Source organism: Methylobacterium sp. 092160098-2, assembly GCF_028920805.1.
Classification (GTDB): Bacteria; Pseudomonadota; Alphaproteobacteria; order Rhizobiales; family Beijerinckiaceae; genus Methylobacterium; species Methylobacterium fujisawaense.
On record NZ_JAQPZJ010000001.1, the window covers coordinates 216,623 to 228,127 of the forward strand.

General features: G+C 66.2%; 6 protein-coding genes. 5 read left to right on the top strand and 1 reads right to left on the bottom strand.

Annotation, left to right across the window (positions count from 1 at the left end; all coding sequences use genetic code 11):
- Window positions 1–996 precede the first annotated feature (996 nt).
- The 4 genes from PQI07_RS01040 to PQI07_RS01055 all read left to right on the top strand — a co-directional run bounded on the left by PQI07_RS01040 (window position 997) and on the right by PQI07_RS01055 (window position 9,189).
- The gene (locus PQI07_RS01040; RefSeq protein WP_274925869.1) at window positions 997–3,174 is read left to right on the top strand and encodes a type I secretion system permease/ATPase; all 2,178 of its coding nucleotides are present in this window, start codon (window positions 997–999) and stop codon (window positions 3,172–3,174) included.
- A gap of 2 nt (window positions 3,175–3,176) precedes the next feature.
- Window positions 3,177–4,574, top strand: coding sequence for an HlyD family type I secretion periplasmic adaptor subunit (locus PQI07_RS01045; protein WP_274925870.1), 1,398 nt, complete (start codon window positions 3,177–3,179; stop codon window positions 4,572–4,574).
- A 472-nt stretch (window positions 4,575–5,046) separates the two neighbouring features.
- The gene (locus PQI07_RS01050) at window positions 5,047–6,933 is read left to right on the top strand and encodes a procyclic acidic repetitive family protein (RefSeq protein ID WP_274925871.1); all 1,887 of its coding nucleotides are present in this window, start codon (window positions 5,047–5,049) and stop codon (window positions 6,931–6,933) included.
- A 663-nt stretch (window positions 6,934–7,596) separates the two neighbouring features.
- Entirely contained in the window at window positions 7,597–9,189 is a 1,593-nt protein-coding gene (locus PQI07_RS01055; RefSeq protein ID WP_075381705.1) for an ABC transporter substrate-binding protein, read from the top strand.
- 19 nt (window positions 9,190–9,208) lie between these two features.
- Here the strand turns inward: PQI07_RS01055 and PQI07_RS01060 are convergent, their stop codons facing one another.
- Window positions 9,209–10,675 (bottom strand): amidohydrolase family protein, encoded by a 1,467-nt coding sequence (locus tag PQI07_RS01060; protein WP_274925872.1) that lies wholly within the window; start codon window positions 10,673–10,675, stop codon window positions 9,209–9,211.
- Between the two features lie 145 nt (window positions 10,676–10,820).
- Here PQI07_RS01060 and PQI07_RS01065 point away from each other — a divergent pair, with 145 nt between their 5' ends.
- On the top strand, window positions 10,821–11,501 hold the full coding sequence (locus PQI07_RS01065; RefSeq protein WP_274925873.1) for an aspartate/glutamate racemase family protein: 681 nt from the start codon (window positions 10,821–10,823) through the stop codon (window positions 11,499–11,501).
- Window positions 11,502–11,505 lie beyond the last annotated feature (4 nt).

Here is an 11,505-nt window from a genome sequence, read left to right on the forward strand (position 1 = left end):
TCCTTCCAGATACTGGAGCGTGGCTAAGAAGGCAAAGATGTTGCTCACTATCGCGACCTCTGCAAGAACGTTCTTGCTATCCCACTGGCCACGCTGGCACGAGACATGGGGGCCGCCTGCTCCACGTACGTTAGCACAGTGGACCTGCGTGCGATCCAGCTTGCTCCTCACGAGGGCGCTAGAACAGCGGGGCATTCAGGCGGCGCTACGAAGCGGTCAACCTCATAATAACCGACACTTCGGCCTACTCACTGGTAAAGGCTGGGTCAGCCATGCGTGGGTCGAGGCCGATGGCTTTGTGATCGACATCACTGCTGATCAGTTCCAGCACCCGCCAGTAGTAATTACTCCGCTTGTTAATCATATCTACAGACCGGCAAGCGACGAACAATCTCAGCTTCGCCCGACGCGTGTCAGCTTTACTGCTGTCGATGAGATTTGGTCATCATGGATCAGGCACACTGATCAGCAGTGAGGAACAACTAACCGGAATTCTAATACTGATTTTCATCACCGGTTGAGCAATTTTCTTCTGACTAGGAATATAATAATGATGTAGTTTCTGCCCCGGCCTGAACTCGATTTAGCAATCTGGTACCTGCTGTCAGGAGGTCATATGCAGCTCCAGGGGATCTGGCATCGCTCGCAAGCGCCCGGCAACTTCCGTGTCATGTTCCGTAAGCCGACGTTATGCGAATGGTAGCGCGCCGCTTAGCAAGGCCACTCAGCTGGTGTTTCCCATCTCACAAATACGACGCGTTTGTGAGCCTGAATTTCAGACTTCTCCCACTGTCTTTAGCAAGCGTGTGCGCCGCTAATCTTTAAACAATCACCCAATTCAGAAATGTTGAAACTATGGCGCATCGTGAATGTAAATCATCCAAAATACGTGATTAAATTGCAAACATAAGAAAAGATGCTTGACGCCTTGTGAGGCACGCCCTAGCTATTCGCAAGCAATACGAGCGCTACTTGCTTGGATGAGGCGAAACCCTCATGCCGATGACTGGCGAAGTGCGTCAATTGGCCGACTTATCTCCAATCTCGAAGAGACAATCTCCGAGTTACACTGATACGGGCGCCGCCGCCCTGGCGATCCTTGCGGCCCTGCATCAGCGCGCCGTCGACGTCGCCCGCATCGTCCACGACAACGGACGCCCCGGCCAGCCGCTCGGCCCCGACGAACTCGTCCTCGCCGCCCACCGCAACCACTTCCGCGCCAAGCTCGTGCGTTCCGGCGCCGGAGGGCTCGCACGCCTGCCCCTGCCAGCGATCGGGCTCGACCGCACCGGGCTGTTCTTCATCATCGCCCGCCACGAGCCCGGACGCACCCTGATCCAGCGCCCCGGCGAGCCGCCCACTGTCTGGGATGCGAACGCCCTCGCCCGGGAATGGACCGGCCAGCTCATCCTGCTCTCACCGCGCGAGGCCGGACCGGCCGGCGAGGGCCGCCGCTTCGGCCTCGCCTGGTTCCTGCCGGCCGCCGCCCGCTTCAAGGCGCTGTTCGGCGAGGTGCTCGCCGCCTCCTTCGTCCTCCAGATCCTCGGCCTCGTCGCCCCCCTGTTCTTCCAGGTCGTCGTCGACAAGGTCCTGGTCCACAAGGGCCTGACCACCCTCGACGTGCTCGTGCTCGGCCTGATCAGTGTCACTGTGTTCGAGGCGCTGCTCGGCTACCTGCGCACCTACCTGTTCGTCCACACGACCAGCCGCCTCGACGCCGTGCTCGGCGCGCGCGTGTTCCGCCACCTGCTCGCCCTGCCGATCGGCTATTTCGGCGCCCGCCCCACAGGCCAGACGGTCGCCCGGATGCGCGAGTTGGAGAACATCCGCCAGTTCCTCACCAGCTCGGCCATGACGCTAACCGTCGACCTCGTGTTCTCGGTCGTGTTCCTGTCGGTGATGCTGGCCTACAGCCCCCTGCTCACCCTGATCGTCGCGCTGGGTCTGCCGGTCTACGTCGCCCTGAGCCTCACCCTCTCCCCGCTCATCCGCGCCCGCGTCGATGAGAAGTTCCGCTGCGGCGCCGCCCAGCAATCGTTCCTGGTCGAGAGCCTCGCCGGGATCGAGACCCTGAAGGCGCTCGCGATCGAGCCGCAGGCCCGCCGCCGCTTCGACGAGGGCTTGGCCGCCTATATCGCCGCCTCGTTCCGGGTCGTTTCGCTGGCGGCCGCCGGCAGCCAGGCGATCCAACTCGTGGCCAAGCTCACCACCGCGGTCGTGCTGTGGTTCGGCGCGCGCGCCGTGATGCAGGGCGAACTCACCATCGGCGCGCTGGTGGCGTTCAACATGCTCGCCTCGCAGGTCAACCAGCCGGTGCTGCGCCTCGCCCAGCTCTGGCAGGACTTCCAGCAGTTCCGCCTCTCGGTGGCGCGGCTCGGCGACATCCTCGACACGCCGACCGAGCTGGCCCAGGCCAGCACCCGGCTCGACCTGCCGCCGCTGCAGGGCGCGATCCGCTTTGAGGGCGTCCACTTCCGCTACCGCCCGGACGGCCCGGAGATCCTGCGCGGCGTCGACATCGCGATCCGGCCCGGCGAGGTGGTCGGCGTGGTCGGGCGCTCCGGCTCGGGCAAGTCGACCCTGACCCGCCTGATCCAGCGCCTGCACGTGCCCGAGCGCGGCAAGGTCCTGGTTGACGGCACCGACCTCGCGCTGATGGACCCGGCCTGGCTGCGCCGGCAGGTCGGGGTGGTGCTGCAGGAGAACGTGCTGTTCGCCCGCACGGTGCGCGAGAACATCGCGCTGGCCGACCCGTCGCTGCCGATGGAGCGGGTGATCGCGGTGGCGCGGCTCGCCGGCGCGCACGACTTCATCCTGGAGCTGCCACAGGGCTACGACACGGTGCTGGAGGAGCGCGGTGCCAACCTGTCGGGCGGGCAGCGCCAGCGCATCGCCATCGCCCGGGCGCTGGCCACCGACCCGCGCATCCTGATCCTCGACGAGGCGACGAGCGCGCTGGACTACGAGTCCGAGCGGGCGATCCAGGCCAACATGCGGGCGATCTGCCAGGGACGTACGGTGCTGATCGTCGCCCACCGGCTCTCGACCGTGCGCGGCGCCGACCGGATCCTGGTGATGGACCGTGGGCTTCTGGCCGAGGAGGGCCGGCACGAGGAACTCGCGCGCCGTCCCGGCGGGCTCTACGCCGGGCTGGTGGCGGTGGCGGGGGGCTGACCATGGGCCGGGTCATCGCGCTCAAGCCTGACCGGCGGCCGAGCGGCGCCCTGGCGCGGGCGTTCCTGCCGGCGCACGTGGAGCTTCTGGAGACGCCGCCCTCGCCGACGCTACGCGCCACGGCCTGGACCGCGATGGCGCTGGTGGCAGGCGCGGTGACCTGGGCGTCGTTGAGCGAGATTGAGATCGTCGCGACCGCGCCGGGCCGGCTGGCGCCGGTGGGCGAGGTCAAGCGGGTACAGCCGCTGGAGACCAGCGTGGTGCGGGGCATCTACGCGGTCGAGGGCGACCACGTCACGGCCGGCCAGGTGCTGATCGACCTCGACCCGACCGAGGCCTCGGCCGACCTGGAGGCGACGCGCACCGAGCGGATGCAGGCGCTCCTCGACGCCGAGGCCGCGCGCCTGCTCCTGAGTGAGGCGGCCGATCCGGAGATCGCCGCCCTGCCGGAGGTCGAGGCCGGGCTGCTGGCGGCCACCCAGGTACAGGTGCGGCTGCAGCTCGCCGAGCACCGGGCGGCCCTGGCGGGCCTGCGCAGCGAGATCGCCGAGAAGCGTGCGGCCCTGGCCGCCAAGGCGGTGGAGGCGAGCCGCAACACAGAGCTGATGCCGCTGGCCACGGACCGGTACGAGACGCAACGCGGGCTGTTCGAGCGGGGCAACACGTCGAAGCTGAACCTGCTGCAGGCGCAGTACGAGTTGATCGACAAGCGCGCGGAGGCGCGCAGCCTGCCCGAGCAGGACCGGCAGCTGCGGGCGGAGATCGCCGGCCTGGAGCAGCGACTGGAGCAGACGCGGGCGCAGTTCCTGAAGGATGCGGCCGAGCGGCGGGTAAAGGCGCTGCAGCGACTGGCGCAGGCCGATCAGGTGCTGCGCAAGGAGCGCGAGCGGGAGGGCTTGCGGCACCTGAGGGCACCGGTCTCCGGGACGGTGCAGGATCTCGGCGTGCACACGCTGGGCGGTGTGGTGAGCGCGGCCGAGCCCCTGCTGACGGTGGTGCCGGATGACGCTGCGCTGGAGCTGGTGGCGGTGCTGCCGCACCGGGAGGCGGGGTTTGTGCGAGAGGGTCAGGCGGCGGAGGTGAAGCTGGAGGCATTCCCGTTCACGCGGTTCGGTACGGTTCCGGGCACGGTGCGCTTGGTGAGCCGGCACGCGGTCGGCGGAACTGGACCGTCGGCGCCGCCCCGTGCCGCGGCCGAGGCGCGGGGACCGGCTGAGGAGGGCGGCTACCGGATCACGGTGGGCTTGGATCGGGCGAGGATGGCCGCGGAGTGGCGCGGCGTGGCGCTTCGGCCGGGCATGGCGGCGCAGGCCGACGTCGTGACCGGCAAGCGCCGGGTGATCGCCTTCCTGCTCGATCCGATCATGAAGCTTGGGTTGGAGGCAGGACATGAACGTTGATCCATACGTCATAGAACAGAATTCAAGTCCATTCGCTAGAGACGGACCATTATCTTTCACGGAGCACCATGTATAAATATCACAATACACAGAAGCTTATCTAGATGAAAAATGCGTTGGTGATTGCATCTCTATCGGCTTTGCCACTGGCGCTCGCCGGGATGTTCCTATTTTCTGGAGCTTCTGGAGATACAGATTATCTTGTTAAGCTATTCGCATCAATTGCTATGGTGAGCTCGATACCATTTATTGCGTGCTTAGTAGTACTATCTATCAGAAAGCCGAATTTTGTTTCTAAATTTGGCAATTGGATAATTAAAAGAAAGACTGTTTTCATTTTGTTTTTAACTACATTGCTCATCGCAATATCATACCTTGTAGTATACATTAGAAAATATTGATGGAGGACAAACCTAGCGAAAAATTGACCATATTTACGACAGAAACCAGTTAAATATCGACGGAGAAAGATATGGTTGCAGTAGGAGATGTGATTGAAATTCTTGGCAGAGGTACATCTATTTCTGCTAGTGTCGACTCAATTGCAGGTTTTGGTGGCGATAGCCTAGAAAAATTGAACACCAGCGCGCAACTCGCATCTGCCGGGGCGGGCCTGCTATCAAGCGTCAATCCAGGCGCAGCTATCTCGGCAGGATTGTTCGCAGCTGATGTTCAGCTCGCTAAATTTTACAATGACGTCAAATCCAGCGCCGGAATTACTACTTATGCGGCCGATATCGTTGGGTTTATAGGCGACATTGCAGTCATAGGAGGTGGTGTAAGCACCTTTGTCGGCGCACCTGCCGTGGGTGCGGCATTTGGGGCGTTAGGGGCAACGACAGATGTTGCGGGTATTGCCCTGAATCATCCAGAACAAGTGGTTGATACTGTCGATAAAACTATTAGCGCTATTTCCGCGGCAGGTTCATCAACCCTCGACGCGCTGGGGAAAGTTCTCAGTTCTGCTAAAGACATATTTAACAACGCGGCCGGTCCGACAGCAGATGCGACCAAAATTACCGTCGATGCTTTAAATAATCTCTCACAATCTGCTGATCAAAATTTTACAGTCGTCGCAAATAGCGCTGGCATTGTGTCGGTTTCTGGGACCTATCCGGAAGATGGCAAGGCCCCTCAAATTGAATGGACCGACAGTAATGGAAAAATTCACGACTTTGTTGCGGGATCGAGCGGGTATACTCAGAATACTTCCGCAAGTGGTCATGATATTATCATTGGCAGCGGAACCAGCGCTTCAATTACAGGAGATGAAGATCAAATCACGCTTCAAGGAGATTCCGGAACGAGCTTAAATCTCTCGGGAAAAAACCATGTTGTGACCGGTGATAGCGGCAGCGACGTGGTCAGTCTAGATGCCAACACATCAGCAACTGTATCTGGCGGAGGAAATATAGTTCTGAATGGCGACAATGCAGCAGTTACAGCTAACGAGAACGAAAAGTTCAACATAACGGTTTCATCGGGCGTAAAAACTGGCATAATCCATGCCAAGAATTCGACTATAAATCTACCCTCCAGTTGGCAGGGTACAGTTGATGGTGAGGGAAATACCATCAACCAAGCTTTAGACAGTAGTCCCAGTCCGCAGCCGAGCCCGGCGCCTGCGCCCGATCCGCAGCCGAACCCGGCGCCTGCACCCGATCCGCAGCCGAACCCGGCGCCTGCACCCGATCCGCAGCCGAACCCGGCGCCTGCGCCCGATCCGCAGCCGAACCCGGCGCCTGCACCCGATCCGCAGCCGAACCCGGCGCCTGCACCCGATCCGCAGCCGAACCCGGCGCCTGCGCCCGATCCGCAGCCGAACCCGGCGCCTGCGCCAAATCCACCTGAAACCCCCTGGGCACCGCCTACGGAACCGCAACCTGAGCCGGCCCCCACCCAGCCTGCGCCGGACCCGACGCCAACCCAACCCGCACCGGACCCGACGCCGACCCAGCCTGCGCCGGACCCGACGCCGACCCAGCCTGCGCCGGACCCAATTGCCCCGGGTGAAGGCGACCCCGGTGAGGGCGGAGATCCGGGTGGCGGAGATGTAGGCGGAGGTGGCGAAGAGTCGGTCGAGAAATACGCCACGACCAGTCTGCAGCACGATCAGGCTGCGGATCGGAAGCTGGCCTCACCCGAACACGGATCGAGCACGGTCGCTTCGCCGGTGGCGGATCCGTCTCATCACGGCACTACGCTGCAGGCGATCCAGCTCACCTCCGCAATCGCCAGCTTCAGCCCGGCCCCGGGCGGTGACACTGGTCAGTCAGCCGGCCAGACAGAGACGCGCACGACCCTGACTGTCGACCCGAGCCGCACCCCGCTGCATCAGGCAGAACGGCACGTATCCTGACCCTCCCGGAAATGACCGGGCGATCATGAAAGAAGGAGAGGGGGCCGCAGGGTCCCCTCTCCTACGCGGCAACGGTCGTTTTACGGACGTGATGATTTTACCCAGCCGAGCATCCGCTCTGTGCCACCAGCAGCCGCTCGCGGCCTCACCGGATCATGTTCCGTAACCAACCCTTATGCGAATGGCCGATCGCAGCCGGTAGCGTCCGCTTACGGGGCGTTGTCAAAGCCGTCTGAATGACCGGGATGGGCGCCAAGCAGCCGCCCGAGCTTGACCCTCGATTGACTGCTTCGCGCGCAACTCGGTTATCGAGCTAGCCTCGACAATGCCTCATGAGCGGGCGCGATCGGACAGGCGCGGAGGCCTGAGAACGCCGGACAAATCCGCACTGAGCAGGTTATGCAGGTACGGACGCGCTCGTATCCGACGACCTCTGGGCGGTGGTCGAGCCGCTTCTGCCATCCGAGCTTGAGCAGCCGAAAGGCGGGAGGCCGCACTCCTCCACAGTGCCAGCCTGCCGGCAGAGTGGCCCCCGCGACGGGTCCGAACCCGACGGACCGCGGCCTCGTTCCTGCAAGCCTGCGGGTTGCCAGGTTCGGTGATCGTACCGAACCACCGCGAGCGGTCGTCCAATCACCGCCCGCGCAGAGTGGGACTTGTCCGATGAAGCGGCGTACGCTGTTGCAGGGAGCCGGAGCCGTCGTGGCGAGCGCAGTCGCGGCACCATCCCGGGTCCGCGCGGAGGCCACAACAACCCTGCGCTTCATCCCGCAGCAGGATCTCGTCACGCTCGATCCGGTGACGACCTTCGCGTACATCACCCGCAACCACGGCTACATGGTCTTCGACACGCTCTACGGCATGGACGGCGCCTTCCGCGCCACGCCGCAGATGGTCGAGGGCCACCGGATCGAGGAGGACGGGCGCCGCTGGGACCTGACCTTGCGCGAGGGCCTGCGCTTCCACGACGGGACCCCCGTGCTGGCCCGCGACTGCGTCGCCTCCCTGCGGCGCTGGGCCAAGCGCGACCCGTTCGGCGGCTCCCTGATGGAGGCGACCGACGAGCTGTCGGCGCCCGACGACCGGACGATCCGGTTCCGCCTCAAGCGCCCCTTCCCGCTCCTGCCGATCGCGCTGGGCAAGGCCTCGGTGCCGGTCTGCGCGATGATGCCGGAGCGCCTCGCCGTCACCGACCCGTTCCAGCAGGTGCCGGAACTCATCGGCTCGGGGCCGTTCCGCTTCAAGGCGGACGAGCGCGTGCCCGGCGACCGCACGGTTTACACCCGCTTCGAGGGCTACGTGCCCCGCACGGACGGCACACCCACCTGGACCTCCGGTCCGAAAATCGTCCACTACGACCGGGTCGAGTGGCGCGTCATCGGCGACACATCCACGGCCACCTCGGCGCTGGTCGCCGGCGAGGCGGATTGGCAGGAATACGCCTCGCACGACCAGCTCGGTCTGCTGAAGGCCGCCAAGGGCGTGACCACCCGCGTCCTCGACTCGACCGGCTTCGTGACGATGCTGCGGGTCAATCACCTGCAGCCACCCTTCAACAACCCGGCGATCCGGCGGGCGCTCTGGGGGGCGATCGACCAGACGTCCTGCATGCAGGGCGTGGTGGGCGCCGACGATCCTAGCCTGTTCCACGTGCCCCTCGGCTTCTTCTGCCCGGACACGCCGATGGCCTCGACGGACGGGCTCGGGCCGCTCACCACACCGCGGGATCCGGCCAAGGTGCGGGCCGACCTGAAAGCGGCCGGCTACGCCGGCGAGACCGTGCTGCTGATGGTGCCGTCGAACTCGGCCCCGCTTCTGGCGCTCGGCCAGGTCGCGGCCGACCTGCTCCAGCGCGTCGGCATGAATGTCGAGGTCTACGCGGTCGAGTTCAACGCGATGCTGCAGCGGCGCAACCGCAAGGGGCCGGTCTCCGAGGGCGGCTGGAGCGCCTTCGTCACCAACTGGTCCGGCATGGATTGGCTCAACCCCGCCGGCTACATCGCCCTGCGCGGCACTGGCGAGACCGGCTATGCCGGCTGGGCCACGACTCCGCGGATCGAGACCCTGCGGGACGCGTGGTTCACGGCTCCGGACGAGGCGGCCCGCGCCGCCCTGTGCCGGGACATCCAGCTCCAGGCGATGGAGGACGTGCCCTACTACCCCCTCGGGCAGTACCTGCAGCCGACCGCATACCGCTCCCGCCTCACCGGGATCCTCGACGGGTTTCCGACCTTCTGGAACGTCCGGCCCGCCTGAAGATCACGGCGCCGGGGCCTCACAGCCCCGGGAAGGTCGGCGGCGCGATGGCGTCGGGGCCGCGCCCGGCCCAGTCGAGCTGCCGGATCTGCGCCAGCGCGCGGCCCTGCGCCTCCTCCAGCGCCGCCGCGGCCGCCGCGTAGTCGACCGTCAGGGCGCGGCCGTCGCGCACGATCTCGCGGCCGCCGACGAAGACTTGCCGGACCGCGCGGTCGCCGGCCGAGTAGATCAGCGACTGCACGGGATCGCGGCACGGCCGCATGGCCGGATGCGTGCAGTCGACGAGGACGAAGTCGGCCTTGCAGCCCGGCGCGAGCCGGCCGATGTCGTCGCGCCCGAGCGCCCTGGCGCCGCCCACAGTGGCGGCGTGGAACACGTCCGCCGCACGGGTGTCGCGGGGATTCTCGGCGACGACCCGGGCGAGGTACGCGACGAGGCGCATCTCGTCGAGCATGTTGTGCGGGTAGACATCGGTGCCGATGCCCATGTTCACCCCGGCCTGGCGGTAGCGGCCGAAATGGTGGAGCGCGATGCCGCGGCGGGCGAAGACCGTCGGGCAATGGGCGACCGTGGCGCCGCGCTCGGCCAGGCGGCGCATGTCCGAGCCCGGGCTGTGCCAGTGGGTCCAGGGATGGTCGTCGAGGAAGATCCCGTGGCCCACGATCGTGCGCTCGGTGAGCACGCCGAGATCGTCGAGCCACTCGATCGGCGTCATCCCGGTGCGGCGGGTGATCTCGTGGAATTCCGACAGGGACTGCGCCGCATGGGTGTGGAACCGCAGGTCGCGCCGGACCGCCTCGGCATGGGCGTCGCGCATCAGCTCCGCCGTACAGGTGTCGACCTGGGCCGGGCAGAGCATGCCGGAGAGGCGTCCGCTCGGGTGGCGCTGCGCCGCCTCGATCTCGGCGAGCGCATGCTCCAGGCCGCGCTGGCCCGCCGCCGCGTCCCATTCGTACTCGACGCTGTGGCCGTTCCGGGTGAGCCATCGCCCCGACCGGAACATCGGGGCGATGCAGACCCGCAGGCCCGACGCGCCGAGGCGATCGAGCCAGCCGTCGCTCGGCAAAGCGAGGTTGCAAACGGTGGTGACGCCCGAGAGCGCCAACTCGGCGAGCGCCACCCCGTAGGCGGCGCTGGTGCCCTCCGCGTCGGGCCGCAGGATCGGCAGGTACTCGTAGAGCGAGGTGTTGTAGAGCCGCTGGCTGCCGACCTCGTCCCACATGCCCTTGTTCATCGGCTCCGAGAACAGGTGGGTGTGGATGTCCACGAGGCCGGGCATGACCAGGCAGCCGGAGGCGTCGATGGTCCGGGCCGGCGGGGGGCCTGCGTAATCCGGACCGACATGGATCAGGACGCCGTCCTCGAACACCACGTCCGCGCCGGTGCGGTAGACGTGGCCGCCGCTGTCGGGATCCCAGGCGACGACCCACCGTGCCCCCGTCACCAGGGTGGCGCCGGCGCTCTTGTCCGCAGCATCGTCGTACATCGATACCCTCTCTCTGGCGCCGACGAGGCGGGCAAGATCGGTGCCCGATCGGGCCGGCATCGCGGCGCAGCGCGGCCCGAGTTTCGCATCGCGCGGGCCACTGTCGTCAGCGGCAGGCCCGCGCGTCGGTTCCGCAGGAGGCGGCATGCATCATCGCGGCACCACCGGACCCGCGCGCATCCTGGTCATCAACCCGAACGCCTCCCGGGCGGTGACGGCCGCCATCGACGCGGCGCTGACGCCGCTGCGCCTGGCCGGCGGCCCCGTCATCGCGGTGACGGATCTGCCCGAGGGGCCGGCGGGCATCGCGACCCAGCAGGATGCGGATTCCGTGGTGATGCCGCTGGCCCGGCGCATCGCGGAGGATCCGGCGGACGCCTTCGTCATCGCCTGCTTCAGCGACCCCGGCCTGCATACGGCCCGCGAGGTCGCCCGCGGCAGGCCCGTGATGGGGATCGCCGAGTGGGGCCTCCTCCGGTCGCTCACCCTCGGCGAGCGCTTCGGCATCGTCGCTCTCTCGGAGGGCAGCGTGCGGCGCCAGCGCCGGATGGTCCGCCAGATGGGCCTCGGCGAACGCTATGCCGGCAGCCGGCCGGTGGAGGCCCGGGCCGACGAGACGGCGGGGGCGGCGATCCGCGACCGCCTGATCGCGGCGGCCCGGACCCTGGTCGCGCGCGACGGAGCCGACGTCATCGTGCTCGGCTGCGCCGGCATGGCCCCGCACCGGGCCGCCGTCGAGCGGGCGGTCGGGTGTCCGGTCGTCGAGCCCTGCCAGCAGGCGGTGGCGGCGGCCCTCGGGGCGGTCCTGCTCCGGGCGGACCTGTAGGGAG

Coding starts and splice junctions, on each gene's coding strand:
- PQI07_RS01040 (WP_274925869.1), top strand. CDS start 997: ATGCCGATGACTGGCGAAGTGCGTCAATTGGCCGACTTATCTCCAATC.
- PQI07_RS01045 (WP_274925870.1), top strand. CDS start 3,177: ATGGGCCGGGTCATCGCGCTCAAGCCTGACCGGCGGCCGAGCGGCGCC.
- PQI07_RS01050 (WP_274925871.1), top strand. CDS start 5,047: ATGGTTGCAGTAGGAGATGTGATTGAAATTCTTGGCAGAGGTACATCT.
- PQI07_RS01055 (WP_075381705.1), top strand. CDS start 7,597: ATGAAGCGGCGTACGCTGTTGCAGGGAGCCGGAGCCGTCGTGGCGAGC.
- PQI07_RS01060 (WP_274925872.1), bottom strand. CDS start 10,675: ATGTACGACGATGCTGCGGACAAGAGCGCCGGCGCCACCCTGGTGACG.
- PQI07_RS01065 (WP_274925873.1), top strand. CDS start 10,821: ATGCATCATCGCGGCACCACCGGACCCGCGCGCATCCTGGTCATCAAC.